General features: G+C 63.9%; 24 protein-coding genes. 13 read left to right on the top strand and 11 right to left on the bottom strand.

What is annotated here, in order from left to right; all coding sequences use genetic code 11:
• Positions 1–6: 6 nt before the first annotated feature.
• From FJ867_RS12125 to hemP, 4 genes are read right to left on the bottom strand one after another with little or no spacing between them, the layout of a single operon-like run.
• The gene (locus FJ867_RS12125) at positions 7–1,107 is read right to left on the bottom strand and encodes an iron ABC transporter permease (RefSeq protein ID WP_140685881.1); all 1,101 of its coding nucleotides are present in this window, start codon (positions 1,105–1,107) and stop codon (positions 7–9) included.
• Positions 1,108–1,112: 5 nt separating this feature from the next.
• Positions 1,113–2,021: a hemin ABC transporter substrate-binding protein gene (locus tag FJ867_RS12120; protein ID WP_140564118.1), complete on the bottom strand. Its 909-nt coding sequence runs from the start codon at positions 2,019–2,021 to the stop codon at positions 1,113–1,115.
• A 10-nt stretch (positions 2,022–2,031) separates the two neighbouring features.
• A complete protein-coding gene (locus FJ867_RS12115) occupies positions 2,032–3,093 on the bottom strand; it encodes a hemin-degrading factor (protein ID WP_140685880.1) in 1,062 nt (353 codons plus the stop codon).
• Between the two features lie 18 nt (positions 3,094–3,111).
• The gene (hemP, locus tag FJ867_RS12110; RefSeq protein ID WP_023757683.1) at positions 3,112–3,318 is read right to left on the bottom strand and encodes a hemin uptake protein HemP; all 207 of its coding nucleotides are present in this window, start codon (positions 3,316–3,318) and stop codon (positions 3,112–3,114) included.
• Positions 3,319–3,519: 201 nt separating this feature from the next.
• Between hemP and FJ867_RS12105 the strand changes: the two genes are divergently transcribed.
• The 3 genes from FJ867_RS12105 (at position 3,520) to FJ867_RS12095 (ending at position 6,541) form a co-directional block, all read left to right on the top strand.
• Positions 3,520–5,709 (top strand): TonB-dependent hemoglobin/transferrin/lactoferrin family receptor, encoded by a 2,190-nt coding sequence (locus FJ867_RS12105; RefSeq protein ID WP_140817489.1) that lies wholly within the window; start codon positions 3,520–3,522, stop codon positions 5,707–5,709.
• Between the two features lie 2 nt (positions 5,710–5,711).
• Positions 5,712–6,155: a hypothetical protein gene (locus FJ867_RS12100; RefSeq protein ID WP_140495707.1), complete on the top strand. Its 444-nt coding sequence runs from the start codon at positions 5,712–5,714 to the stop codon at positions 6,153–6,155.
• A gap of 71 nt (positions 6,156–6,226) precedes the next feature.
• The gene (locus FJ867_RS12095; protein WP_023763446.1) at positions 6,227–6,541 is read left to right on the top strand and encodes an antibiotic biosynthesis monooxygenase; all 315 of its coding nucleotides are present in this window, start codon (positions 6,227–6,229) and stop codon (positions 6,539–6,541) included.
• Positions 6,542–6,569: 28 nt separating this feature from the next.
• Here FJ867_RS12095 and putA read toward each other — a convergent pair whose 3' ends face one another.
• The gene (gene putA / locus FJ867_RS12090; protein ID WP_140817487.1) at positions 6,570–10,181 is read right to left on the bottom strand and encodes a bifunctional proline dehydrogenase/L-glutamate gamma-semialdehyde dehydrogenase PutA; all 3,612 of its coding nucleotides are present in this window, start codon (positions 10,179–10,181) and stop codon (positions 6,570–6,572) included.
• Positions 10,182–10,345: 164 nt separating this feature from the next.
• On the opposite strand from putA, the gene FJ867_RS12085 reads away from it, so the two are divergent.
• Complete coding sequence (locus FJ867_RS12085) at positions 10,346–10,798, top strand: Lrp/AsnC ligand binding domain-containing protein (protein ID WP_140517216.1); 453 nt, start codon at positions 10,346–10,348, stop codon at positions 10,796–10,798.
• 1 nt (position 10,799) lies between these two features.
• Here the strand turns inward: FJ867_RS12085 and FJ867_RS12080 are convergent, their stop codons facing one another.
• Positions 10,800–11,999, bottom strand: coding sequence for a cytochrome c peroxidase (locus tag FJ867_RS12080; protein WP_140817485.1), 1,200 nt, complete (start codon positions 11,997–11,999; stop codon positions 10,800–10,802).
• 7 nt (positions 12,000–12,006) lie between these two features.
• Positions 12,007–12,456, bottom strand: a complete 450-nt coding sequence (locus FJ867_RS12075; RefSeq protein ID WP_140817484.1) for a FixH family protein — start codon at positions 12,454–12,456, stop codon at positions 12,007–12,009.
• Positions 12,457–12,608: 152 nt separating this feature from the next.
• On the opposite strand from FJ867_RS12075, the gene FJ867_RS12070 reads away from it, so the two are divergent.
• Positions 12,609–13,529, top strand: a complete 921-nt coding sequence (locus tag FJ867_RS12070) for a sugar kinase (RefSeq protein ID WP_140817482.1) — start codon at positions 12,609–12,611, stop codon at positions 13,527–13,529.
• Positions 13,530–13,532: 3 nt separating this feature from the next.
• Here FJ867_RS12070 and FJ867_RS12065 read toward each other — a convergent pair whose 3' ends face one another.
• The 3 genes from FJ867_RS12065 to FJ867_RS12055 form a co-directional block, all read right to left on the bottom strand.
• Positions 13,533–14,555, bottom strand: a complete 1,023-nt coding sequence (locus FJ867_RS12065; RefSeq protein WP_140817480.1) for an aldose epimerase family protein — start codon at positions 14,553–14,555, stop codon at positions 13,533–13,535.
• An 85-nt stretch (positions 14,556–14,640) separates the two neighbouring features.
• The gene (locus tag FJ867_RS12060) at positions 14,641–16,098 is read right to left on the bottom strand and encodes an NAD-dependent succinate-semialdehyde dehydrogenase (RefSeq protein ID WP_140555081.1); all 1,458 of its coding nucleotides are present in this window, start codon (positions 16,096–16,098) and stop codon (positions 14,641–14,643) included.
• Positions 16,099–16,326: 228 nt separating this feature from the next.
• A complete protein-coding gene (locus FJ867_RS12055; protein WP_140817479.1) occupies positions 16,327–17,277 on the bottom strand; it encodes an AEC family transporter in 951 nt (316 codons plus the stop codon).
• A 262-nt stretch (positions 17,278–17,539) separates the two neighbouring features.
• On the opposite strand from FJ867_RS12055, the gene FJ867_RS12050 reads away from it, so the two are divergent.
• The 6 genes from FJ867_RS12050 (at position 17,540) to FJ867_RS12025 (ending at position 23,238) form a co-directional block, all read left to right on the top strand.
• The gene (locus tag FJ867_RS12050) at positions 17,540–18,088 is read left to right on the top strand and encodes a histidine phosphatase family protein (RefSeq protein WP_140817477.1); all 549 of its coding nucleotides are present in this window, start codon (positions 17,540–17,542) and stop codon (positions 18,086–18,088) included.
• A 303-nt stretch (positions 18,089–18,391) separates the two neighbouring features.
• Positions 18,392–18,673, top strand: coding sequence for an acyl carrier protein (locus FJ867_RS12045; RefSeq protein ID WP_010909964.1), 282 nt, complete (start codon positions 18,392–18,394; stop codon positions 18,671–18,673).
• 17 nt (positions 18,674–18,690) lie between these two features.
• Positions 18,691–19,878, top strand: coding sequence for a beta-ketoacyl-ACP synthase (locus FJ867_RS12040; RefSeq protein ID WP_140817475.1), 1,188 nt, complete (start codon positions 18,691–18,693; stop codon positions 19,876–19,878).
• Positions 19,879–19,919: 41 nt separating this feature from the next.
• Positions 19,920–21,191 (top strand): beta-ketoacyl-ACP synthase, encoded by a 1,272-nt coding sequence (locus FJ867_RS12035; RefSeq protein WP_140495696.1) that lies wholly within the window; start codon positions 19,920–19,922, stop codon positions 21,189–21,191.
• 37 nt (positions 21,192–21,228) lie between these two features.
• A complete protein-coding gene (locus tag FJ867_RS12030) occupies positions 21,229–22,257 on the top strand; it encodes a zinc-binding dehydrogenase (RefSeq protein WP_140817474.1) in 1,029 nt (342 codons plus the stop codon).
• A gap of 12 nt (positions 22,258–22,269) precedes the next feature.
• The gene (locus FJ867_RS12025) at positions 22,270–23,238 is read left to right on the top strand and encodes a lipid A biosynthesis lauroyl acyltransferase (protein WP_246675038.1); all 969 of its coding nucleotides are present in this window, start codon (positions 22,270–22,272) and stop codon (positions 23,236–23,238) included.
• Positions 23,239–23,282: 44 nt separating this feature from the next.
• On the opposite strand, the gene FJ867_RS12020 is transcribed toward FJ867_RS12025, so the two are convergent.
• Entirely contained in the window at positions 23,283–23,711 is a 429-nt protein-coding gene (locus FJ867_RS12020; RefSeq protein WP_140817470.1) for a L,D-transpeptidase, read from the bottom strand.
• 217 nt (positions 23,712–23,928) lie between these two features.
• Here FJ867_RS12020 and FJ867_RS12015 point away from each other — a divergent pair, with 217 nt between their 5' ends.
• Together FJ867_RS12015 and FJ867_RS12010 are read left to right on the top strand one after the other, a co-directional pair.
• On the top strand, positions 23,929–25,203 hold the full coding sequence (locus FJ867_RS12015) for an acetylornithine deacetylase/succinyl-diaminopimelate desuccinylase family protein (RefSeq protein WP_140656537.1): 1,275 nt from the start codon (positions 23,929–23,931) through the stop codon (positions 25,201–25,203).
• Between the two features lie 158 nt (positions 25,204–25,361).
• A complete protein-coding gene (locus FJ867_RS12010) occupies positions 25,362–26,840 on the top strand; it encodes an ABC transporter substrate-binding protein (RefSeq protein WP_140817468.1) in 1,479 nt (492 codons plus the stop codon).
• Positions 26,841–26,880: the final 40 nt, after the last annotated feature.

Genomic DNA, 26,880 nt, shown 5'->3' with positions numbered 1-26,880 from the left:
ACACCCCTACAGGTCGATGACGCCGCGCTTGCGCAGCAGGATCCAGAGGAAGAACGGCGCTCCGGCGATCGCCGTGACGATGCCGATCGGCAGTTCGGCGGGCGCCACGATGGTGCGCGCGACCGCGTCCGCCAAAAGCAGCAGCGAGGCGCCGAGCAGCGCCGAGGCCGGCAGCAGATAGCGATTGTCGGGGCCGATCAGCAGGCGCAGCAGATGCGGCACCACGATGCCGATGAAACCGATGCCGCCGCTGACGGCGACGGAGGCGCCGACCGCCGCCGAGACGCCGACGATGGCCGTGTACTTAAGCCGCTGCACCGGAATGCCGAGATGGCCGGCGGTCGCCTCGCCCAGCGCCAGCGCATTAAGGCCGCGAGCCAGGAACGGCATCGCCGCCAGCGAAAGCACGATGACCGGGCCGACAGAGCCGATCTTCTGCCATGTCGCACCGGCCAGCGAGCCGAGTTGCCAGAAGGTCAGGTCGCGCAGTTGCCGGTCGTCGGCCATGAAGATCAGGATACCGGTCAGCGCCATGGCAAGTGCGGCCAGCGCCAGGCCGGCAAGCAGCATGGTGGCGACGGATGTGCGGCCCTGTCGCGTCGCGACCCTGTAGAGCAGCAACGTCACCGACAACCCGCCGCCGAAGGCCGCCAGAGGAAGGGTCAGCGCGCCGAACGAGGCGGTCACCGGCGACAGCACGGTCGTGCCGAGCACGATGACGGCCACCGCGCCGAGGCTGGAGCCCGCCGAAACACCGATAAGGCCGGGGTCGGCAAGCGGATTGCGGAACAGCCCCTGCATGACCGCGCCGGAGACCGCGAGCGCGGCCCCGATCAGCACGCCGAGCACGACGCGCGGCAGCCTTATGTCATAGACGATGAGGCGATCTCGCGCGCTCATCGCCACGTCGCCAGGCGCTGCGCCGAACAGCCAGTCGCCGACGACCTTGACGGCGGAGGCATCCGAGGCGCCGGAGGTCAGCGACAGCAATACCGCTGCCGCAAGCACGACGCAGGCGAGCGCGATGACCAGACGGGCGCGCCCGGAACGGTCACCGTCGCTGGCCATCTTCCTCTCCGCCGGCCCGGCGATCGACTGGTCGACCATGCCGCTCAGTCCGTAATCTGCGTGCCATAGAGCGCGGCGGCGAGGTCGTGGACGGCGTCGGCCGTGCGTGGTCCGAAGCCGAGCAGATAGCCGCCGTCGATGCGGATCAGCTTGCGCGCGGTTCCGGCCGGCGTCGAGGCGATCGACGCGTTGCCGAACAGTTCATCGTCCGATACCGGCGGCCCGGCATTGCTCATCATCAGGATCGCGTCCGGCCTGGCGGTGACAACAGCCTCGTCTGACAGTTGCTTGTAGCCGGAGAAGCCTTCGATCGCGTTGACGCCGCCGGCCAGCTTGATGATGCCGTTGGCCGCGGTGTCGCTGCCGGCCGCCATGATCTTGCCGCCCTGCATCGACAGCACGAACAGCACGCGCTTGCGCTTCTTGATCGAGGCCGTCTGCTTTTCCGCCGTCTGCAGCTTGGCATCGATCTCCCTGGCCAGCGCTTCGGCCTTGGCGTCGGCGCCGAGCGCCTTGCCGACCACGCGGACCTTTTCGAGGATGCCTTCACGGTCGTACCGGTCAGGCACTTCGATGAAGGGGATGCTCGTCTTCTTCAGCACGTCGAGCGCCTCCTTGGGGCCGCTGCCGTGCAGCGCCAGCATGCCCGAAGGGTTGACCGACAGCACACCCTCCGGCGACAGCTGGCGCATGTAGCCGACATCTGGCAGGTCGAGAGCTGCTTTCGGATAGCGGCTGGTGGAATCGCGCGCCACAAGATGCTTTTCCTCGCCGAGCGCATAGACGATCTCGGTGATCGAGCCGCCGATGGACGCGATCCTGGTGGGATCGGCGAAGACGGAGACACCGTCGCCGGCGTTGGCCGGCTGCGGTGCGCCGAAGGCAAGGGAAAGACCGAGCATCGGGCCAAGCATCGATCCGCGCACAACCGTCAATCCGGTGAGAAGACCCATCATCGTTTCCTCAGGCTGCGGTCGGGCTTGGAATGCGCGGCAGGTTCTCGGCCAGGAAGCGCCAGTCGTCGCGCTCACCCTCTCCTTCATGGCGCTTGCCGAAGAACTGGATGATCATGTTGCCGCCGGCGTCGTAGACCTCCAGCGACGTAACATGGCCGTCCTTGGTCGGCTTGCGCACGGCCCAGACCTCATGAATGTGGTCGGTGCGCAGGTGCAGATGGAAGGTCTCGTCCAGCACATTGATCCATGGCCCCATTGGCTTGATCGACTTGACCGGACCGGAATGGATTTGGATACAGCCACGGTTTCCCACAAAGCACATGATCGGCATCTCGCCCTCGGCGGCACGATTGAACATGGCTCTCACCGCATCATTGTCGAGCAGCCATGCATAGTCCTGGCCCACCATGCGCACCGCCTGGCGGCGGCTGAGCTTCAACGTCTTCAGCATGCCGAAGAACTGATGCACGTCGGTCAGCCGGCTCCAGCGATCGCGCAGATCGTCGAGATTCGCGGTCGTTGTCACCGCCTCGCCTTCGTTCTCGGCGGCTGGCCCCGAAATGGCGACCAGTGGCTCCTGGTTCGGCGATTCCAGCGAAGCGACCAGTTTCTGATAGGCATAGAGGTTTGACCCCGGCCGCAGATGCACCTTGTGCACCGCCTCGCCCGCCGCGTCGAAGAATTGCAGGCTGCGGCGGATGTCGTCGCCGTCGCGTTTTTCCACGGCAAAGCCGTGCGCCCATATTTTCGGGAAAATGCGCAGGTCGATGTTCTCGCCCAGCACCATGGCATTCTGATTGCCGGTGACGACCTTGTCGTAGGCGCCGATCTTTTCATGCACGGCGCTTTCGTTGCGGGTGAGCGCCATCACCTCGCCGACGGCTTCGAGGCCGGTCAGAAGATCGTTGACGCGTGGCTCGACGCGAACGACACCGTCGCCGCAATGCGCGGCGACCAACTCGGCCTCCGAAATGCCAAGCTGTGCGGCCAGATCGCGCTCGCGCGTTTTCGGATTGTCCGTCCGCGCCCGCCGGATTTCGTGCGGGGCGGGTTTTACGCGCTGGTCCATTGTCCTGCTGCCTTACGCTTACTTGTTGAGGATGAGCTTGCCCTGACGGGTGATCTTGAGCCGGTAGAGCGCGCCGTGATGCTCGATGCCGATCTCGTGCTCACCTTGGAACAGCGTGTTGCTCGACAGCGTCCGCACCGCCAGCGGAACGCGGTCGAAGCGGGCGGAGGCATCGTCGGAACGGCGGACGCGATAGCGGAAGTCGTTGGGATTGTGCGTGTTCATGTGGATCGGTCCCTTTCCTGTGCCGGGCGTCTGGCTAGGCGTTTGCGTCATCCGATTCATTCTTGACTTGAATAATCATGTTTACTAGTCAGTGCAATACCGGATTAAATGAGTCAAGATTTAAGACGGGAATGCGATCACAAATGCCAGCCAGCCCCAGGCCAGCCCGCATCGAACCTGGAAACTTTGGAGTTGGGGCACATGGGGTTAGCGATTTGGGAACGGCGCGGCTGGTCGGGGCCGAACGGTGCAGTGGCTTTGCTGGCGGGCGTGGCGGCGATTGCCTTGTTCGTGCCACCTGCCAACGCTCAGCAATCCGCACAGGCGGCGGGAGAGCAGGCCGATCAATCGAAGCAGGCTGAGGGGGAAAAGCCGGCGCCAGCGGGCGCAACGCTGCTCGACAAGGTTCTGGTCATCAGCCGCACCGGAGAAACGGCCATCCGATCGCTGGCCTCGGCCAGCCATATCGACCAGGAACAGCTCGATCGCCGCATGGCGACGACGCCGAACGAAATGCTGTTCGGCGTGCCCGGCGTCGCGGCGCAGGCCGATGCCAGGCGCGTCAGCACCAGCGTCAATATCCGCGGCCTGCAGGATTTCGGCCGCGTCGCGATCATCGTCGACGGCGCGCGGCAGAACTTCCAGCGTTCCGACCATGGCACCCAATCGACCTTCTACGTCGACCCCGAGCTTATCAAATCCGTCGACGTCATCCGTGGTCCGGTCGCCAACACCTATGGTTCGGGCGCGATAGGCGGCGTGGTCTTCTTCGACACCAAGGACGCCCAGGACATCCTCAAGCCGGACGAGACATGGGCTGGTTCCGTCACCGGACGCTACGAGAGCAACAGCAAGGGCTGGACCACCAGCGCATCCGGCGCCTATCGCTTTAACGACAATTTGGATGCGCTGGGCAATATCGTCTACCGCAATTATGACGACTACAAGGATGGCGACGGCGACACCGTCAAGGGCACCGGCTTCGACGTGCTGAGCGGATTGCTAAAGACCACGATCCGCCCGAGCGACAATAGCGAACTGAAGCTCGGCTGGGTCGGTTCGAGCGACGGCTGGAACGAGATCAGCGGCGGCATGCCGGTCAATGACGTCGACCTGAAATCGAACACCTTCACGGCTCGCTACAATGTCACGGACGAAGACAGGAGCTGGCTCGACCTCCACGTCAACACCTCCTACAACAAGACCAATCTCGACCTGACCGGCCTTGTTCCGCAAAACCGCTTCGATCCCGTCACCGGCCTTCCCGTGATGTTGCCGGCAGGTTCGACGTCGACCTTCGATGTCGGCACCGCCGCCATCGACATTTGGAACACGTCGCGATTCGAGACAGGCGGCCTCGCGCATGAACTGACCTATGGCGGCGACTGGGTGAATGACGACGTCGAGACTGGCGGCACGGCAGGCGGTGACAGCTTCTACACGCCTTCCGGCAAGCGCAACGTTTCTGGCGCCTACGTCCAGGACAAGCTCAGCTGGGATTGGCTCGAAGTCATTGCCGGGCTGCGCTATGACAATTACAGCCTCGAGAACGACACGCACGAAACGTCGGGCGACCGCCTGTCGCCGCGCATCACCGTCGGCGTCTCGCCTTTCGAAAGCGCCGGCCTTGCCGGCCTGCAATTCTACGGCACCTACGCGGAGGGCTACCGGTCGCCTTCGCTGACCGAAACCATGATCAGCGGCAACCATCCGGCGGGCGTTAGCTTCCCGTTCCTGCCCAATCCCAATTTGAAGCCCGAAACCGGCAAGACCGTCGAATTCGGTGTCAATTACAAGCAGAACGACATTCTGGAATCCGGCGACGCGTTTCGGCTGAAGGCAGCCTATTTCAACAACGACGTCGACGATTATATTGACGGCGTTACGCTGTCGGCCTTCGATCCGACCAGCGGCTGCCCCTTCGGGCCGGGCATTCCGATCTGCTTCCAGTACCAGAACTTCGCCAAGGCAAAGATCAACGGCTTCGAGATGGAAGGCGTTTATGATGCAGCACGGGGCTACGCCGGACTTTCCGCCTCCATCATCAATGGTCACACCATATCCTACGAAGGCGATCGGGCGGACCTTGCCACGATACCGTCCGCGCAGGTCACCGTGCAGCTCGGCCTGCGCTTCCTCGAGGACAAACTCACTGTCGGCGGCGAGGTGCAGTACAATGGCAAGCCCAAGGGTAACCTGATCGCCGAGGACTATACGCTGGTCAACGCTTTCGCCAGCTACCAGGCGACCGACAATCTGAAGGTTGATTTCCGCGCCGACAATCTGTTCGATGTCAAATACGCCAATCCGTTGAACGGCAGCACCACGGTCGCGGTCTATGAACCGGGCATAACGCTGAAGCTGGCGGCAACGATGCGATTTGGAGGATGATGATGACGAACTTGACGGCATCCCTTCGTCTGCTGACCTCGGCGCTGGCGATGTCGCTTGCAGCGGTTCCGGCGTGGGCACAAGAGTCCGCGCCGGCGCCTGCTCTCTCCCTCGAACTCAATGGCGCGCAACCGTCTGAAAAGGGCTGCCGCCTGACCTTCGTGGTCACCAACAATCTCGGCGCCGACCTTTCCAGGGCGGCGTTCGAGATCGCGCTGTTCAACGACGCCGGCGTCGTCGACCGCCTGACCGTGCTCGACTTCAAGGACCTGCCGGCCGGCAAGACCAAGGTGACGCGCTTCGATCTCGCTGGCACCAACTGCGCCAAGGTCAGCCGCGTGCTGATCAACAGCGCGACCGAATGCGTCGGCACCGGCGTCGAGCCGAACACCTGCATGCGAAAACTCAAGACAGATGCCAAGACCGGCATCGCCTTCGGCGTCTGAGCACGGCGTGGGGCCGCACGCGGCATCCTGCGGCACCACCCATCTAAGTCCAGGAAATCGAAAGGAACTCCATGTACATCGCCATGAACCGCTTCAAGGTGCAGAACGGCTCGGAAGCCGATTTCGAGGCCGTGTGGAAAAACCGTGATTCCAGCCTTGCGGAAATGAAGGGCTTCCGGGAGTTCCATCTGCTGCGCGGCCCAGTCAACGAGACCGAAGGCTATACGCTGTTTGCCTCACACACGGTCTGGGCAAGCCACGACGATTTCGTCGCCTGGACCAAGTCGGAGAATTTTCGCGCGGCCCACAGGAATGTCGGCACGACGAAGGTCCACTATCTCGGCCATCCCCAGTTCGAGGGTTTTTCGGTCGTCGAGGGCGCCTGAAACGACCTCGCCCGCCGGAAAGGCGTCCTTAAGCGGCAGCAAGCAGGCTGGCATTGCCGCCAGCCGCGGTCGTGTCGACGCAGACGGCCCGCTCATGCGCATAGGCCGCGGGGTTGAGCACTTCGCTGACCAGCGGCACGATCGGCCCTGAGCGTTCGGCGATCACCTTGCGCACGATGCGCGCCGCCTCCGGCGTCCCCGAGAAGGCGACGACGTCGACGCGTAACGAACGCGCCTCAACCGGATCGGGGCGGCCGTCGATCGCCGCCAGCGGCAGGCCCTTGCCGGTCAGCGCCGAAAGCGCCGCCGGCGCGCCTGGCGCCACCGCCAGCACCGCGTTGCCGGCGGCGAGCGCCTGGATCGTCTGCGCAAGCAGCGTGTCGCCGTCCGGTCCCAAGCACAGCACCCGGCCGCGCGGCGCCAATGACAGTGTATTGGCCTCGCCGGTCGGCCCGGGCAGGTCGACCTGGCCGAAATCGATTGCGGCGGCGGCACCGATCGCCGCGGCACCTTTGCCTCGCAGGTGCTTGCGCAGGATGGCGATGCGGTCCGGCCGCGTCGACCAGCCGCCAAGCGCGGGATCGGGCAGATTGTCGGCGAGTTCGGTCGCCGTCACCTTGTGGCCGTCGCCAACAGGCGTGCCTGCCTCCGGTCCCTTGCGAAAGCGCCGGAGATAATGCGGTCCGCCGGCTTTGGGCCCGGTCCCGGACAGCCCCTCGCCGCCGAATGGCTGCGAGCCGACGACCGCGCCGATCTGGTTGCGGTTGACATAGATGTTGCCGGCATGGATCCCATCGACGAAATGCTGCACGCGACCCTCGATGCGGGTGTGCAGACCGAAGGTCAGGCCGTAGCCCTTGCGGTTGATGGCGGCGATCACCGCGTCGATCTCGTCGGCGTCGAAACTTGCGACATGGAGCACCGGCCCGAACACTTCGCGCTCCATCTCCTCGATACCCTTGACCCGGAACACATGCGGCGCGACGAAGCGGCCGTCCTTGGGCGCTTCGAGCTTGGCGATCAGCCGTCCCTGCAAACCCATCGTCGTGCAGTAATCGCGGATCGAACCCTGCGCCTCGTCGTCGATGACGGGACCGACATCCGTCGAGATGGCCCAGGGATCGCCGACCTTGAGCGCCTCCATGGCGCCCTTCAGCATCTCCAGCATCTTCTTCTCGACATCCTTCTGCACATAGAGGATGCGCAGCGCCGAACAGCGCTGGCCCGCACTCTGGAACGCGGAGGCGAGGATATCGCGCACCGCCTGCTCGGGCAGCGCGGTGGAATCGACGATCATGGCATTCAGCCCGCCCGTCTCGGCGATCAGCATGGCATCGGGCGCGGCCGTCTCGGCCAGTTGCTTCTCGATCAGCTTGGCGACCTCGGTCGAGCCGGTGAAGCAGACGCCGGCAATGCGCGGATCTGATGTCAGTGGCCCGCCGACCGAGGGGCCATCGCCCGGCAGAAGCTGGATGACGTCTTCCGGCACGCCGGCCTCGCGCAGCATTTCGACGGCTCGGAAAGCGATCAGCGGCGTCTGTTCGGCGGGCTTTGCAATTACCGAATTGCCGGTGACGAGCGCTGCGGCGATCTGGCCCGTGAAGATGGCGAGGGGGAAATTCCACGGCGAGATGCAGACAATGACGCCGCGCGCCTCGGTGCCCGCCTCGGCATTGCTCGCCTCGGTGGCGTAGTAGCGCAGGAAATCCACGGCTTCGCGCACTTCGGCGACACCGTCCGCCAGCGATTTGCCGGCCTCGCGCGTGGCCAGCGCGAAGAATTCGACGGCATTGGCCTCGTAGAGATCGGCGGCGCGATTGAGGATGGCCGCGCGCTCGGCAACCGGACGCTTTGCCCAGGCTGGCTGCGCTTCGACGGCGATGCGCACCGCGATTGCCGCCTGCTTGGCGGTGGCTTCGCTGACCGTGCCCACCACTTCCGAAGGCCTGGCGGGATTGACGACCGGGCGTTGCTCGCCATAGCCGGCGGCGCGCGTGATCGGCTTGGCGTGCCAGCGGTTAGGACCCGCGAAAGCTGTCCTCTCCTTGTCGATCGCTGCCAACGTCACCGGATCGGTGATGTCGAACCCTTTCGAGTTGCGGCGGCTTGCACCGAAGATGACGGCAGGCCGAGGGATCGCGGGATTGGCGGCGGGGCCTTGGCTCTCGACCGCTTCTAGCGGGTCGCGCGCGATGTCTTCGGGCTCGACATCCTCGTCGGTAAGCTGGTGGACGAAAGATGAATTGGCGCCGTTCTCCAGCAGCCGGCGCACCAGATAGGCGAGCAGGTCGGAATGCGCGCCGACAGGCGCGTAGATGCGGCAGCGCGTGTCTTCGGCCTTGCGCACCGTCTCGTGCAACGCCTCGCCCATCCCGTGCAGGCGCTGGAACTCGAAGCTATCACGGTTCTTCGTCATCGACAGGATGGCGGCGACAGTATGGGCATTGTGGGTGGCGAATTGCGGATAGATGCGATCGGTCATCGACAAAAGCTTTCTCGCGCAAGCGAGATAAGAAACGTCGGTATTGGCCTTGCGGGTGAAGACGGGGTAGCCGGCGAGCCCCAGCGTCTGCGCCCGCTTGATCTCGGTATCCCAATAGGCACCCTTGACCAGCCGCACCATGATGGTGCGATCGTATTTCGTGGCAAGCGCATAGAGCCAGTCGATGACGAAGGCAGCGCGCGGACCATAGGCCTGCACGACGACGCCGAAGCCGTTCCAGCCTGCGAGCTCCGGCTCGGCCAGCACGCGCTCGATGACGTCGAGCGAGAGGTCGAGGCGGTCGGCCTCCTCGGCATCGATGTTGAGGCCCATGCGCGAATGGCGCGCCGCGAGCGCCAGCGAAAGGAGCCGCTCGGCCATGACAGGCAGCATCTCTTCCTTCTGCGCTTCCTCGTAGCGCGGATGCAGCGCCGAGAGCTTCACCGAGATGCCGTGGTTGTGGCGGATATCAGGCCCGTTTGAACCGGCATCGAGTGACGAGATGGCATCGGCATACGCCTTGTGGTAGCGCAGCGCATCGGCCTCGGTGCGGGCCGCCTCGCCCAGCATGTCGAAGGAATAGAGATAACCCTTCTGCGTCATCGGCCGGCCGCGCTTCACCGCTTCGGCGATGGTGCGGCCGAGCACGAACTGCTCGCCCATCTCGCGCATAGCCGCCGCCACCGCCTTGCGGATGACGGGCTCGCCGAGCCGGCGCACCATGGCGCGCAGCGTGCCTTCGATGCCGCCCTCGCCTTCATCGAGCACGCGGCCGGTCAGCATCAGCGCCCAGGTCGATGCATTGACGAAGATGGAGCTCGAGCCGCCCGAATGCGCCGACCAGTCGTGCGGCGCGATCTTGTCGGCGATCAGGTCGTCCATCGTCTCGGTATCGGGCACGCGCAGCAGTGCTTCGGCCAGGCACATCAGCGCCACGCCCTCCTTGGTGGAAAGGCCATAGGCGGAGAGGAAAACCTCCATCAGCCGTGGATCGGACGAGCCGCGCACCGCCCGCACCAGATCGGCGGCACGAGCCGAAATCGCCCGGCGATCCTCCGCCGAGAGGCCGCTCGCCTCGGCCAGCCGCTTCACGGCCTGATCCTCGTCGGGCAGATAGTTAGCGCGGATTTGCTGGCGGATGGCGTCGAGCGCTGGCATGGCGGGTCCTACTGGCAAGCACAAGGGAGCGGGCCGGCGGTCACCGGACCGAATGGCGCAAGCTAGCACAAGTCCCGATTTTCAGGCGGTCTGAAGAAATCGACATTGCAGTTCGATCGATCTATCATATCACCGCAAACTACCCAAAGAGGGCTGCATTTTCGATGAGGGAAGACCAATTGGACCGCATCGACAGGAACATCCTGTCGGCGCTGGCAAGCGACGGCAGGCTTTCCATGTCGGAGCTCGCCGCCAAGGTCGGCCTGTCCAAGACGCCGGTTCAGGCGCGGGTGAAGCGGCTGGAGAAGGACGGCTATATCAGGGGCTACCAGGCGATTATCGATCGCGAGCGCATGGGCGAAGGCCATGTCGCCTTCGTCCAGGTGAAACTGTCCGACACCCGGTCCGCCGCGCTGGACGCTTTCAACCGCTCTGTCCAAGCCGTTCCGGAGATCGAACAGTGCCACATGATGGCGTCGAGCTTCGATTATCTGCTGAAGGTCCGCACCCGCGACATCGCCGCCTATCGCCGCGTGCTGGGCGAGCGCATCTCCGCCCTGCCCCATGTCGCCCAGACCTCGACCTTCGTGGCGATGGAGACTGTGAAGGATCGATAGTTCATTCCGCCAAGGTCTTCAAAAACGCCACCAGCGCCGCGCGCTCGCGGTCCGACAGCGCCAGCGGATGAATTTCGGATGTCCCCTCCACACTGGGGGCAGCCTTGGCATAATGCGCCACCACCTCGTCGAGCGACGCAAACTGACCGGCGTGCATGTAGGGCGGCCGCGTCGCCGCGCCGCGAAGCGAAGGCGTCTTGTAGGCGCGCACCAATTCCGGCGCATCCTTGACCATGAACCGCAATTCGCCGCAGGCGCCGACATCGCCATCGCGGTAGGCGCCGAAGCAGTTGAACGGGTCGGCTTGAACTTGGCGTACCGCGTCGACGCGGCCGCGATCCGGCGGCAGGCCGTTGACCCGCGGCACGCCGGTGTTGTGGAACCCATTGTCGGTGAAGCGCGGCCCGTTGTGGCAGGTCACGCAATTGGCCTTGCCGATGAACAGTTTCAGGCCGAGGATTTCCTCCCGGGAGAAGGCGGCGTCGCCTTTCGGCTCGGCGCCGATCGCCAGGTCCAGTGCGAACCGGTCGAAGCGGGCCTGCGGCGGCTCGATCGAGCGTTCGAAGGCAGCGATTGCCTTGCCGATGTTGGCGAACACCCGGTTTATCGCGTCACGCTGCTGGTCGCTCATGGCGCGCCATGCAGCCTTCTCGGCATCGCTGCCGAGCGGACTGGCATTGGCTGGTATGTCGGACAGATCGGGCAGCGGGCCGAAGATGCGCTCATAGCGGTCGCCGAAGCGGGCCTTGATGTAGTGCGCATAGGCGGCACGGTTTCCCGCCTGCTCCAGCGGGTTCTCCAGCGGCGTCAGCGCCTGCGCCCACAGGCTGTCGCGCCGTCCGTCCCAGAAAAACCAGGGATCGCGTGCGATGCCGGCGAGCGGCATGGTACGCCGGTTCGTGCGGCCGACGCCAACCGCCTGCGGCAGGCCGTCCTGAAACTGCCGGTCGATCTTGTGGCAGGTCGAGCAGGACACCGTGCCGTCGCGGCTCATGCTGGCGTCAAAGAACAGCGTCGAGCCAAGGGCAGCGGCGGCCGGGACATCGGCGAACCGGTTGGTGGTGTCGGGTTTCAGCGCCGGCAGCCTCGACAGCGCCAGCGAGGCGATGGTCTTCTTCTCGGCATCGGAAAAGTCCGGCTTGCCGCAGCCGGCAAGAACGGCCATCGCCATCAAGACGAAAAAGCGCGCAAGACGCCTCATCTGCGGCTCACAGCACGACGTTGAAGACGACCGTATCCGACCCAGCCGTCGCGGAGATGGCAAAATGCAACTGCCACCAGCCGCTCATGGTGAATTTCACGCCTTCGATGCGATAGCGCCCGTCGCCGAGATAGTCCGTCGCTTGCGGGCTGGTCGGCAGGCCGTGGCGGTGATGCGGCATGCCTCCCGATACCGCGATCGCGGCCCCTTCCACCGGCGCCCCGGCTATTGTCTTCAACGTCAACAGCCAGGCTTCCAGTTCGCCTTGACGGACGACGCCGCGTTCCGGCGCGAAGCTCGCCATGAACAATCCGTTCTCGGTCTTTTTGGTTCGGGAGATATCCGGGCCGGCAACCTGCGCGGTTCGCGGTGCGGTCAGATAGACCACTGCCAGGATGCCAGCCAGCAAGGCTGCCAGACCAAGACCCGCCAAAAGATAACGCCATATCGAAGCCAAGCCGGTTCCTCTTCAGGGGATAACGTTTTGCCGCACCGATCGCATCCCGCCAAACCTGTTGGAATCGCAGGTGACGGAAAAAACCGCCCTTGCCAAGCATGGCGCTCTACTCTCCAAAAAGCTACAGCAGCATCGTAACAGGGGAATGGATCATGATCGGCAAAGGTGTCGCCTCGATCGGCGAATGCATGATCGAGCTTTCGGGCCAAACGGGTTCGAACTGGCGCATGGGATTTGCCGGCGATACGTTCAACACGCTGTGGGCCCTGCATGCGCTGAGTGGAAGGCCAGCGACCTACGTCTCGGCTTTCGGAGACGATCCTTTCTCGCAAGACCAGATCGGCTTCTTCGCGGACAATGGCATCGGCATTGGCGAAAGCCCTGTTATCCCGGGGGCGCGGCCCGGCCTCTATGCCATCACGCTGACCGGCGCGGAACGCTCCTTCACCTATTGGCGCGGCGATGCGGCTGCCAGGCAGCTTGCCTCCAATCCGGCTGCGTTGGCAAAAAGCCTTGAAAAGCAGGCGCTTGTCTACTTTTCCGGAATCACTTTGGGAATTCTGGACTCCGCTGCGCGCACCACGTTGCTGTCGGCCGTGGCCGAGGCACGATCCGCGGGGTCGCTGATCGCCTTCGATCCCAACTACCGGCCCCGACTGTGGCGCGATCGCGAGGAGGCGCAAGCCGCGATCCTGGAGGCGCTCGCCGTCACCGACATCGCATTGCCGACTTTCCCGGACGAGCAGATGCTGTTCGGCGATGAAGCGCCACAGGCAACGGCTGGGCGGCTCGGGCAACTGGTCGGCGAAGTCGTGGTCAAGAACGGTGAACAGCCGGCGCTGATCGTCGAGAACGGGACGCTGCGGGACGTTCAGGCGATCCATGTGGCCACGCCCGTCGACACCACGGGCGCGGGCGATTCCTTCAACGGCGGCTATCTCGCCGCGCGTCTCGCCGGACACACCCCTGCGGAGGCTACAAAGCGCGCGCACCGTGTCGCGGCCAGCGTGGTGCAGGTTCGCGGCGCATTGGCGCCATTCGAGACGTTGCGTGCGGCATTCGAAACGGATTGAGGGTCAGGGCAGCCGGAACCGATATTCCGTCACGTGATGGTAGATCGCACCCGGCCACAGTGTCGCCTGCGGGAAATAGGGCCGGTTCGGTGCGTCCGGCCATATTTGCGGCTCCAGGCAAAAACCACAGAAAGCTTTGTGGTTTCGCCCTTCCAGCCCCGTGCGCGGCGTCACATACTGGCCGGTATAGAACTGGACGCCGGGCTCCGTGGTCCACAGTTCCATCTCGACGCCGGAGCTCGCTCCTTGCACCCACGCCGCCTGCTTGAGCGGCCCACGCGCCGAGGCGAGGCAGAAATTCTGGTCGTAGGCAAGCTGCTCGCCTTCGGTCTCCATGCGCAGCGGCCGCGCCTGGCGGAAATCGAAGGGCGTGCCGTCGACAGGCTTCACCGTGCCCGTCGGAATCATTTCGCCATCCACCGGCAGATAGGCGCCGGCATTGAGCATCATCCGGTGATCGAGGATGTCGCCCGTCCCGCCATCATCGAGGTTGAAGTAGGAATGCTGCGTGAGATTGCACAGCGTCGGCTCCTCGCACGTCGCTGATATCTCGACGCTGAGCGTACCGGGGATCTTCAGCCGGTAGGTGCAGGTGACGTCGAGTGCCCCGGGAAAGCCCATCGTGCCGTCGGGATCGTGCAGCGTCAGCGTGACGAAGTCCCGCCCGTGCAGCGAAACCGTCCACGGCCGATGGAAAAAGCCTTGCGAGCCTCCATGCAGCGTGTGCTTGTCGAGAAAATTGCGCTCGGTCTGGTAGCGCTTGCCGGCGATGGTGAAGCGGCCGTCGCGGATGCGGTTGGCATAGCGGCCGACGACCGCGCCGAAGAAAGCCGTGTCGGTTTCATAGGATGATAGATTATCATAGCCGAGCACGAGAGGCGCATCGTGGCCGGCCAGGCGCAGGTCCTGGATGATCGCGCCGAGCCCAAGGATATTGGCGCTAAGTCCGCCGCCTCTGATGGTGAAGCGGCGAATCGGGTCGCCCGCCTGGGTGGTGCCGAAAACCTCGCCGTCCTTCATTGCCATGCCCGCAAACGTCAGTTGATCCAGACGGCCCGTTTCGTAGCCGGGGCAGGCAGATCACAGGCCTGCCTGTCCCGGCGACAGTCTATCAGAGGCCGAGGCCGCCGATGCAGACATATTTGGTGTCGAGGTAATCCTCGATACCCTGATGTCCGCCTTCCTTGCCGAGCCCGGACTCCTTGACGCCGCCGAACGGTGCTTCCGGCGTGGTGATCAGGCCTTCATTGACGCCGACCATGCCATATTTCAGCCCTTCCATGACGCGGAAGGCGCGGCCGAGATCGCCGGTGTAGAAATAGCAGGCGAGGCCGAATTCGGTGTCATTGGCAAGCGCAATCGCCTCTTCCTCGGTCTCGAACCTGAAGACGGGCGCCACCGGCCCGAAAATCTCTTCCTTCATGAAGCGCATCTTGGGCGTCGCATCGGCGATGACGGTCGGCTGGAAGAACGAGCCGCCGAGCGCATGGCGCTTGCCGCCGGCGACGATCTTGCCGCCCTTCGAAGTCGCGTCGGCGATCAGTTCCTCGACCTTCTCCACCGCTTTCTCGTCGATCAGCGGTCCCTGCTGCACGCCCTCCTCCAGCCCGGAGCCGACCTTCAGCTTGTCGCTGGCGGCCGCCAGTTTCTCGACGAACCGGTCATAGACGCCGGCCTGGACAAGGAAGCGGTTCGTACAGACGCAGGTCTGGCCCGAATTGCGGTACTTGGCCGTGATCGCACCGGCGACGGCGCGGTCGATGTCGGCGTCGTCGAAGACGATGAACGGCGCATTGCCGCCGAGCTCCATCGACACCTTCTTCACGGTGACGGACGACTTCTGGATCAGGATCTTGCCGACCTCGGTCGAGCCGGTAAAAGTGATCTTCTTGACCAGCGGATTGGCGCAGATCTCATCGCCGATCTCGCCGGCCGCACCGGTCAGGATGTTGATCACGCCCTTGGGGAAGCCGACCTCCTCGGCCAGGGCGCCCCAGGCGAGACCGGAGTAAGGCGTCTGCGAGGCGGGCTTGACCACGGCGGTGCAACCCGCGGCGAGCGCCGGTCCGAGCTTGCGGGCCAGCATCGAGGACGGGAAATTCCACGGCGTGATGGCGGCGATGACCCCGACCGGTTCCTTGGTGACCAGGATGCGGCGGTCCGCCCATGGCGACGGCACGACATCGCCATAGGTGCGGCGGCCCTCCTCGGCGAACCACAGGATGTAGGAGGCGGCCGAGCCGATCTCGCCCTTCGATTCGAACAGCGACTTGCCCTGTTCAATGGTCAGGAGCTCCGCCAGAACGTCCTGATTGTCCATCATGGCATCGTGCAGCTTGCGCAGCAGCTTCGAGCGCTCGAGCGCGGTGGTCTTGCGCCAGGTCTTGAAAGCTTCGTCGGCGGCTTCGATGGCGCGGCGGGTCTCGACCTTGCCTGCCTTGGGCACGGTGCCGATCTTGAGGCCGGTTGCCGGATTGGTGACGTCGACCGTCTGGCCGCTGTCGGCCTGCACCCATTCGCCGTTGATGAGATTGGCCTGGCGCATGAAATGGCTGGTTTTCTGAAGCATGGTCTAGCCTCCGTTCGGCGCTCACGGGCCGCTATCTGGATGTCTTCGATTAGCGCACCGTGCGCTGGGGCCATTGCTCTTAACCTAGGGAAAGCCCCGCAAGCAATCGCAAGATGGCATATAGGGGTTATGCCAGTGCAAGGCGAGAGCCGGGGCCTGATTTCACCGCTGGCACATCGCGTCGCAACGGACTCACGCCGTGCGGCTCAGGCCCTGGTCTTATTCATGTCAGCCGAAGACGTGCACGCTCACCGCCAGCCAGAAAGCAGTGGTGACGACCGCGCTCGCGGTCGCGATGGTCATCTGGTTCGAAGCCAGCGCCTGGCCTGTGTTGAACTGCACGGCAATGAGATAGGAATTGATGCCGGATGGGAGCGCCGCCACCACGACCGCTACCTTGGCGGTCAAGGGCGGCAGGCCGAGCAACCAGACGAAGATCAGAACCAGCGCCGGCATCAGGAACAGCTTCAGTGTTGATAGCGCCAGCGCCGGGCGGACATTGCCTGATATGCCGAAGCGGCGCAGGCTGAGCCCCATGGCGAACAGCGCCACCGGCCCGGCGGTGCCGGCCAGCGCGTCCACCAGCCGCATGACCAGTTCGGGCAGCGGGATGCCGCTGAAGCGCCATGCGAGACCCAAAAGAATGCCGATGATCAGCGGATTGACGAACAGCCGCCTCAGGAAATTGCGGACGACGCGCACGGGGTGCACATGCTCGCCGCCGCCGCGGCCGAACATCTCGAACAGCACGATCGAAGCCATCATCATGACAGGCAGATGCACGGAAACCAGAAGCGACAGCACCTCGAATCCGTCCCGCCCGAATATGCCGAGAATGAACGGCGCGCCGAGCAGGACAACATTGGAATAGGCCGACGACACGCCGCCGACGACACCGGCGCGTGCGTCGCGTCCGAATATCCGCGTGGTAACGACATGGCCGGCGGCCCAGGTGATTGCCACCGCCGCGAAATAGGCCCCCCATAGCGACCACGGTGCCACCCCGTGGAAATCGGCATTCACCATCGTCTGGAACAACAGCAGCGGCATCGCAACGCTGACCGCGAAATCGGATATCCCCTCGCCGCTCGCCGGCTTCATATAACCGGTGAACCCGGCGAGGTAGCCGAGCGCGACGAGGCTGAAGACGAAAAGGACGGTTTCGGTAAGCGGAGACATTTTTCCAGGGATAGGCGAGCCAAGGTCGCGGTGCAATCGCGCCCGAATTTCTTCGACCCCGAATTTGTTCTGCCAAGCGGGCATCGCCGAAGGCGGCTGGACTTTTCCCATCCCGCTCACGACCGGAAGACCGATCTGGTGAAGCAGCGGATGACGAAGGAGAAGTGAGACCGCGGAGACCGCAGGCCTTTCGCTTGTCTTTGTACCTGCTTTCCGATCCCTATATGCGGGTGGCCAGTGCCCGGCTTCTGGAAGGATTACGATGATCCGATTTGCCTTGGCGTTGTTCCTGTTTGGCGTTCCGGCTGCAGCGGATGCGACGGATGCCGGCTGGGCGCTGCTGCGCGATGGCGGCCATGTCGTGCTTTTGCGCCATGCCATGGTCACCGGCACCACCGATCCCGCCAATTTTGATATCGACAGCTGCGCCACCCAGGTCAATCTGTCCGCACGCGGCAAGCAGCAGTCGAGCAAGATCGGCGCCTTGCTTGCCGCCCGCGCCGCGCCGATCGAGCGCGTGCTGTCCAGCCGCTATTGCCGCTGCCTCGACACCGCGCGCATCGCCTTCGAGACCGAGCCGGAGCCTTTCGCGCCGCTCGACCTGCTGAAGGGCGACGCGGCGCAAAAGGCGGCCCAGATCGCCGCGATCATGAAGGAAATCCGCGCCTATTCCGGCTCTGACAACCTGGTCATGGTCACTCATCTGGAAAATATCGCTGCGTTGACCGGCGTCTCGCCGCGCGAGGGCGAAGCCGTTGTCGTCGAGCCGCAGGGCGAGGGTCTGCGTGTGCTCGGCCGGGTTACGTTCTAAATCGGGGCCGACCGGCGCATCCGCGAGCAGCCACGCGTCGATGAGGACTTGCGACAGAGGTAATGTTGCCAAAATACCACCCAAAAAAGATGCCGCGCTAGGGCCGCGACAATGAGGCCAACATCATCCGCGGTCGCCAGCCATGGAGGGGCCGCCGGGTTGACCGGCGGCCCGTCTTGCGTTTCTTGGGCACGCTACCCATCTGCGCCCGGCGTATCAGGCCTTTTCCTGCCGGGAAAAACCGATTAGACAGCGCCCAAACAAGATGCGGACAGATTCCGCCCGCAACCGAAGGAAAAGCCCTTGTCCACCACGTTCGACAAAGTCGCCAAGATCATTGCCGACACCAGCGAGATCGATATCGACACCATCACGCCCGAGAGCCACACGATCGACGATCTCGGCATCGACAGCCTCGATTTCCTCGACATCGTCTTCGCCATCGACAAGGAATTCGGTATCAAGGTGCCGCTGGAAAAGTGGACCCAGGAAGTCAATGACGGCAAGGCTTCGACGGACGATTACTTTGTCATGAAGAACCTGTGCGCCAAGATCGACGCACTGGTCGCCGCCAAGACCGCCTGATCCGTACCCGATCATCCATGAGCCCCCGCGACGTCGTCATCACCGGCATTGGCCTTGTCTCCTCGTTGGGAGAAGGCCCCGATGAACACTGGCGCAAGCTCACTCAGCCGGATCAGAAGCCGGTGCTCGAAGCTGAGCGTTTCGCGCCCTACACCGTCCATCCGCTGCCGGAGATCGACTGGAACCTGCAGATCGCCAAGCGCGGCGACCAGCGCCAGATGGAAACCTGGCAGAGGCTCGGCACCTATGCCGCGGGTCTTGCGCTGGACGATGCCGGCATCAAGGGCAATGACGAGCTCTGCACGACCATGGACATGGTCGTGGCCGCCGGCGGCGGCGAGCGCGACGAAGCGGTCGATGCCGCCATCCTGGCCGCCTCGGAAAGCCGCAACGACCGTGACGTGCTGCTCAACGAGAAGCTCACCACCGAACTGCGCCCCACCCTGTTCCTGGCACAGCTTTCCAATCTGCTCGCCGGCAACATCTCCATCGTCCACAAGGTGACGGGATCGTCCAGGACCTTCATGGGCGAGGAAGGCGCCGGCGTAGCCGCCGTCGAGACGGCTGCCGCGCGCATTCGTTCCGGCCAGTCGACGCATATACTGGTGGGCGGCGCCTTCCAGACCGAACATTCCGATATGTTGCTCGGCTATGAGCTTGCCGGCTACCTGCATCGCGGCGCCTGGAAGCCCGTCTGGCAGCGGCAAGGCGCCGAAGGTGGCGGCGTGGTATCGGGATCCGGCGGCGCTTTCCTGGTGCTGGAGCAGCGCGAACACGCGGCAAGCCGGGGGCGCAAGATCTATGCCGAGCTCGGCCCGGTCGTCTCCGGCCGTGCCAGGCGGCGGCAGGGCGAGCTCGATTCCGAGATCGCCGCGCTGCTCAAGAAGACCGCCGTGCCGAATGGCGGCTTGCTGACCATGTCTGGCGCCTCAGGCGCTCACGCGGCTACCGCCGCCGAGAAGTCGGCATTCGACGCCAATCCCGCGATCGCGGCGCGTGGCTTCGCGACGCTGACCGGCCACATGAAGGAAGCGCAGTTTCCCTTCGCCGTGGCGCTGGCGGCGCTCGCCGTCGACCGTAAGGCCGCCTACCCCGTTTTCGATGCCGCTGCCGAGAAACCGTTCGAAGGCATTCCAAGAAGCGTCCTTGCAACGGCGATCGGCTACCACCAATTCGAGGGCATGGCGCTGGTCAACGCCGCATAGAGCGGCCAGCCACATACAACGATAAAGGTTAGGGCTTCCGGATGGCCAATCTCAGAGATCACATGGGCAGGCCGATCGTTGCCGTCACAGGCATCGGCGTGGTTACTTCCCTTGGAGCCGGCAAATCAGACAACTGGACGGCGCTGACCTCGGGCAGATCGGGCATCCACCCGATCACCCGCTTCCCTGTCGACCACCTCAACACCCGCATTTCCGGCATGGTCGATTTCCTTGCGTCGAGCTCGAAGGGCGCCAGTCCCCTCACCTACGAACTGGCAGAGACCGCCGCGCAGGAAGCTGTTGCCGAAGCCGGCCTCAATTCCAGCGACTTCGGCGGACCGCTGTTTCTGGCCTCGCCGCCGGTCGAACTCGACTGGCATGAGCGGTTCGCGCTCTATAATTCCGACAAGCACGACGCCGGTGCCGAAAGGCTGCTTCGGGTAGCGCGCGGCTTGAAGGAGCTCGATACATTCGAGACCACGCAGTTCGGGTCGATCGCCGACCGGCTCGCCGACCGTTTCGGCACGCGCGGCCTGCCGATCACGCTGTCGACCGCTTGCGCCTCCGGTGCAACGGCCATCCAGCTTGGGGTCGAGGCAATCCGCAGAGGCGAATGCGACCGGGCGCTGTCGATCGGCGCGGACGGCTCGGCGACCGCCGAGGCGCTGATCCGTTTTTCGCTGCTGTCGGCGCTTTCGACCCACAACGACATCCCGGAAAAGGCTTCCAAGCCCTTCTCCAAGGACCGCGACGGCTTCGTGCTGGCCGAAGGTTCCGGCGCTCTGGTGCTGGAATCGCTGGAGGCAGCGCTCGCCCGTGGAGCAAGCGTTCTGGGCATTCTGCGCGGCTGCGGCGAAAAGGCGGACGATTTCCACCGCACCCGCTCCAAGCCGGATGGTTCGCCGGCCATCGCGGCGGTGCGCGCCGCCCTCGCCGATGCCGGCCTGGGCGAGGACGAGATCGACTATGTCAACGCGCATGGCACCTCGACGCCGGAAAATGACAAGATGGAGCACCTGTCGCTGTCGACGGTGTTCGGCGAACGGATCGGCTCGATGCCGATCTCGTCCAACAAATCGATGATCGGCCATACGCTGTCCGCCGCCGGCGCGGTGGAAGCGGCGTTTTCCCTGATGACAATGCGCGAAGGCGTCATTCCGCCGACCATCAACTACGACAATCCCGATCCGGCGATCGTGCTCGACGTCGTGCCGAACAAGAAGCGCAATGCGCAGGTCGGCACCGTGCTTTCGAACTCCTTCGGCTTTGGCGGCCAGAACACTTGCCTTGTCATGGCGCGGGAACCGGTCTAAGCGAGCCACTTCCGCTAGAACAGAACCGACAGGCTCCATGCGCGCACTGCAACTTATCGAGGACCGCCGTCTTGAAACGGTGGACCTGCCGCTCCCGCCGCCGCCCGCGCTCGGCGAGGTGACGCTGCGCATCAAGGCAGTGGCGCTGAACCACATTGACGTCTGGGGCTGGCGCGGCATGGCTTTCGCCAAGCGCAAGCTGCCGCTGGTCGTCGGCGCGGAAGCCTCCGGCGAGGTCGAGACCGTCGGTCCCGGCGTTTCCGGCCTGCTACCGGGACAGTTGGTCTCGATCTACGGCGCGCGCACCTGCGGCCTTTGCCGTGCCTGCCGCGAAGGCCGCGACAATCTTTGCGAACACGTCTCGGGCGTTCATGGCTTCCACCTCGACGGCTTCGCGCAGGAGAAGATCAACCTGCCGGCGCGCCTGCTGGTCCCCGTCCCTCCAGGCGTGAGCGAGATCGGCGCGGCTGTCGCCCCCGTCACTTTCGGCACCGTCGAACACATGCTGTTCGACAATGCCAGGCTCGAGCCCGGCGAGACGATCCTTGTCCACGCCGGCGGATCTGGCATCGGCTCGGCCGCCATCCAGCTGGCGAAGCGGATGGGCTGCACGGTCATCACCACGGTCGGCTCGAACGACAAGATAGACAAGGCCAAGGCGCTCGGCGCCGATCATGTCATCAACTACCGTGACGACCGGTTCGAGGGCGTCGTGCGCAAGCTGACCAAGAAGAAGGGCGTCGACGTCGTCTTCGAACATGTCGGCGCCGACACTTTTGCCGGCTCGATGCTGTGCCTGAAGCGCGGTGGCCGGCTCGTCACCTGCGGCTCGACGTCCGGCGTGTCGGCGCAGGTCAATCTGATGCAGCTCTTCCAGCAGCAGTTGAAGCTGCTCGGCTCCTTCGGCTGCCGCATGGAGAACATGGCCAACGCCATGCAGAAGATGGCGGCGGGACAGGTCGCACCCGTCATCGATACCGAAGTCGGCTTCGACGACATCGACGCCGCGCTGAAGCGCATGGAAGGCCGCGACGTCTTTGGCAAGATCATCCTACGCGTCGTCTAGGCCCTGACTTCTGTGTTGAAGAAGCTTCGCCGCGACCTGATGTTCCGCTACGGCCGGCAATTGCGCCGGTTCGAGCACTGGCTGGTCGCGCGCATTGCGATGATCATCATCTCGGTGCTGCGCCTGCTGCCCCCCGACAGCGCGCTGAATTTCGCCGACCGCGTCGCCCGCCGCATCGGTCCATGGGTCGGACGCCATAATGTGGCCGTCGAGAATCTGCGCAAGGCCTATCCGCACAAGAGCGAAGCCGAGATCCAGGCCATCGCCTCCGACATGTGGGGCAACATGGCGCGTCTCGCCGCCGAATACATCTTTCTCGACGCCTTGTTCGACTACGATCCAGCCGCCACCAGTCCCGGCCGTGTCGAGGTCAGGGGAGTAGACCATTTCGTCGAGATCGCGGCCGAAAAGAAGCCGCACATCGTCTTCACCGGACATCTCGGCAATTTTGAATTGCTGCCGGTGGCGGCGGCTACTTTCGGCATGAATATCACCGCGCTGTTTCGCCCGCCCAACAATCCTTACCTGGCTGACTACATCCTCTCGACGCGCCGCGCGACCATGGGATCGTTGCTGCCCTCGATGGCGGGCGCTTCGTTCGCGCTCGCCTCGGTATTGGAAAACGGCGGCAATATCGGGGTCCTCGTCGACCAGAAGTTCACGGGCGGCCTGGAAACGACATTCTTCGGCCGCCCCTGCCAGAGCAATCGCGTGCTCGGCACACTTGCCCGTCATTATGATTGCGACGTCTACCCGGCGCGCTGCGTCAGGCTGCCGGGCAACCGCTTCAGGCTCGAGATAGAAGAGAAGCTGATATTGCCCCGCACCGCCGATGGCAGTGTCGACGTGCGCGCCACCACCCAGCTTCTCAACGACGTGGTCGAGCGCTGGGTGCGCGAGGATCCCGGCCAGTGGATGTGGTTCCACAAGAGATGGGACATCAGCCGCAAGCGACGCAAGGCAAAGACCCGAAGCGCCTAGCCTGAATCCGTCCGATGCGCCTCCGCCACAAGCCGGCTTAGCAGTCAGTTCCTCACGACGATGCGCGTGTTGCCGAAGCCGACTTCTCGCACCATCGAGTAGAAAGCCGCCGCATTGGCCGTATGCAGCCGCACGCAGCCATGCGACGCCGGTCGGCCGAGTTGCCTCACCGCGCCCGTTCCGTGGATGGCATAGCCGCCGTGGAAGAACACGGAATAAGGCATCGGCGACATGTCGTATTTGCGCGAATACCACATTCGGGCCGTTCGCTGCGGCCGGTAGGAGCCGCGCGGTGTGAAGTAGCCGGACCGAGCCGTGGACACGCTCCACCGGTAAACCTCCTGGCCGTACCTGACCGTCATCGTCTGCGACGACACGTCTATATTTGCAATGAGGCTGGCTGCCCAGCTCTGCACCGAAGCACCCAACAGCATCGTGACAAGTGCTGCTGCCATGAGAACTGTCTTTTTCATGCGATCAAACCCCTTTGATTGCCCCTTGCCTGCCTTCACGTCGTTTTTCATCTCTTTAATGACAGGTGAACGGCATAACATATACCCTTGACCAATTCGCCAATCCAAAGCAGCGAATTTGAACGAATTCCCGCAAGAGTTGCCGTAACGACACGCCGCAACGGCCTAATTGCCAGCGGACTTGCAAAACGACGCCGATCGCTGCTCAACTCGGGCCATGAACGAGCGACTCTTCCAAGCGATCGATGACCGGCGTGACGATCTCGTCGCGCTGACCGCCGAGTTGATCCGCTTTCCCACCATCAACCCGCCCGGCGAAGCGTACCGGCCATGCGCCGAATTTCTTGCCGCGCGGCTGAAGAAGAGCGGCTTTCAGACCGAGTTCATCCGTGCCGAGGGCACGCCCGGCGACACCGACCGCTACCCGCGCGTCAACGTCGTCGCTCGCTTCGATGGGCGCTCGCCTGGCGCCTGCGTCCATTTCAACTCGCATATCGATGTCGTCGAGGCCGGCGACGGCTGGACCGTCGATCCCTTCGCCGGCATCGTCAGGGACGGCAAGGTCTACGGCCGCGGCGCCTGCGACATGAAGGGCGGCCTGGCTTCCTCGATCATCGCGGCCGAAGCCTTCATGGAGGTATTTCCCGATTTTCCCGGTGCTATCGAGATATCAGGCACGGTCGACGAGGAATCTGGCGGCTTCGGCGGTGTCGCGCATCTGGCGAGGCTCGGCTATTTCTCGAAACCCAGGGTCGACCACGTCATCATTCCCGAACCGTTGAACAAGGACCGCATCTGCCTTGGCCATCGCGGCGTCTGGTGGGCCGAGATCGAGACCAAGGGCGAAATCGCGCATGGCTCGATGCCGTTCCTCGGCGACAATGCGGTGCGCCATATGGGCGCCGTGCTGCAGGCCTTCGAGGACGAATTGTTCCCCGCGCTCGACCGCAAGATGACGCGCATGCCGGTCGTGCCCGAAGGGGCGAAGCGTTCGACCATGAACATCAACTCCATCCATGGCGGCCAGACCGAGGATTTCCGGCCCGGCCTGCCCTCGCCCAACGTGCCCGATTCCTGCCGGCTGACCATCGACCGCCGCTTCCTGCTCGAAGAGGATCTCGCCACGGTCAAGGGCGAGGTGATCGGCATTCTCGAGCGGCTGAAGCGCGATCGGCAAAAGTTCGACTACGAGATCCGTGACCTGATGGAGGTGCTGCCGCTGATGACCGAACGCGACGCTCCGGTCGTCAAGGCAATCGCGCAAGGCGTCCACGCGATCTTCGATCGCGAGCCCGACTACGTCATTTCACCGGGCACCTACGACCAGAAGCACATTGCCCGCATCGGCCATGTCTATGATTGCATCGCCTATGGCCCGGGCATTCTCGATCTCGCCCACCGGCCTGACGAATGGGTCGGCATCTCGGATATGGTGGAATCGGCCAAGGTGATGGCGTTCGGGCTCAACGTGCTGCTGCGCGGCGCCCGATAGCGCCGCACGGGCAAGAGCCAACGGTCGACGCGGCCGTCCGGAGAAAAACATTCCCGGCTACGCCGCCGCGCGGCACGAAACGCAATTTACTCCCGTGCGAAATCACGCTTCTATTCGCCCGGTTTGAGCGCATGTTTGACCACACGGGGAGTAGCACGATGAAATTGTGGAAAACCATCCTGGCCGCGGCCGTCCTGGCGCTGGCCGTCGGCACTCCCGCGCTGGCGGCGCGAACCGATCTGGTCATCGGCATCCCGCTCGAACCGCCACATCTCGATCCGACCGCCGGCGCGGCCGCGGCAATCGACGAGGTTCTCTACGCCAACGTGTTCGAAGGCTTGACCCGCATCGGGCCAAATGGCGAGGTCCTGCCGGATTTGGCTGAAAGCTGGACCATCTCCGACGACGGCAAGACCTACACCTTCAAGCTGCACACCGGCGTGAAATTCCACGATGGCGCCGGCTTCAGCGCCGACGACGTGAAATTCTCGCTCGACCGCGCCCGCGCCGACAATTCGGTCAATGCGCAAAAAGCCCTGTTCGCAGCCATCGATATGGTCGACGTGGTCGACCCGGCAACGGTCAAGGTGACGTTGAAGAACCCGCAGGGATCCTTCCTCTACAATATGGGCTGGGGCGATGCTGTCATCGTCTCGCCGAAATCCGCTGACGCCAACAAGGAAAAGCCGGTCGGGACCGGCCCGTTCAAATTCCAGAGCTGGGCCAAGGGATCCTCGATCACGCTGGTGAAATCCGACAGCTATTGGGGCACGCCGGCTTACCTCGACAAAGTCGAGTTCCGCATCGTGCCCGATGCCGCTGCTAGCGTACCGGCATTGCTTTCCGGCGATATCCAGGCGTTCCCATTCTTCGATCCCGACAGTCTCGCGCAGGTCAAGGACGATCCGCGTTTCAAGGTGGTGATCGGTTCGACCGAAGGCGAAACCATCCTGTCGATCAACAACAAGAAGCCGCCCTTCGACAAATTGCTGGTCAGGCAGGCGATCTCCTACGCGCTCGATCGCAAGGCGATCATCGACGGTGCCTCGGCCGGCCTCGGCCTGCCGATCGGCTCGCATATGTCGCCGGCCAACAAGGACTACGTCGACCTCACCGGCCGCTATCCGCACGATGTCGCCAAGGCCAAGGAACTCTTGAAGGAAGCAGGCCTGGAGAATGGCTTCAAGGCGACGTTGAAGCTTCCGCCGCCCACCTATGCCAGGCTCGGCGGCGAGATCATCGCCTCGCAGCTCCGTGACGTCGGCATCAACCTCGAGATCATCCCGGTCGAATGGGCGCAGTGGCTGGACCAGGTGTTCACCAAGAAGGACTACGACCTGACCATCGTCTCCCATACCGAGCCCAACGACATCGGTATCTATGCGCGTAAGGATTATTACTTCAATTACGACAATCCGGCCTTCGACAAGGTGATCGCCGATCTGGACGTCACCTCCGATGAAGCCAAGCGCAAGGAATTGCTGGGGCAGGCACAGAAGATCTTGGCCGACGACGCCGTGGTCGGCTTCCTCTACGAACTGCCCAAGGTCGGCGTCTGGGACGCCAAGCTGCAGGGCCTGTGGGAAAACGCGCCGATCCAGGCCAATGATCTCACCAAGGTGAAGTGGAACGAGTGAAGCCGTTGGCCAAGAGGCGACGCTTGCGCTCCGCACCCCC

Source organism: Mesorhizobium sp. B2-5-3, from assembly GCF_006441005.1.
GTDB lineage: Bacteria > Pseudomonadota > Alphaproteobacteria > Rhizobiales > Rhizobiaceae > Mesorhizobium.
Note: the sequence above shows the minus strand (reverse complement) of the source record. Positions and strands in the feature narration are given on the sequence as shown.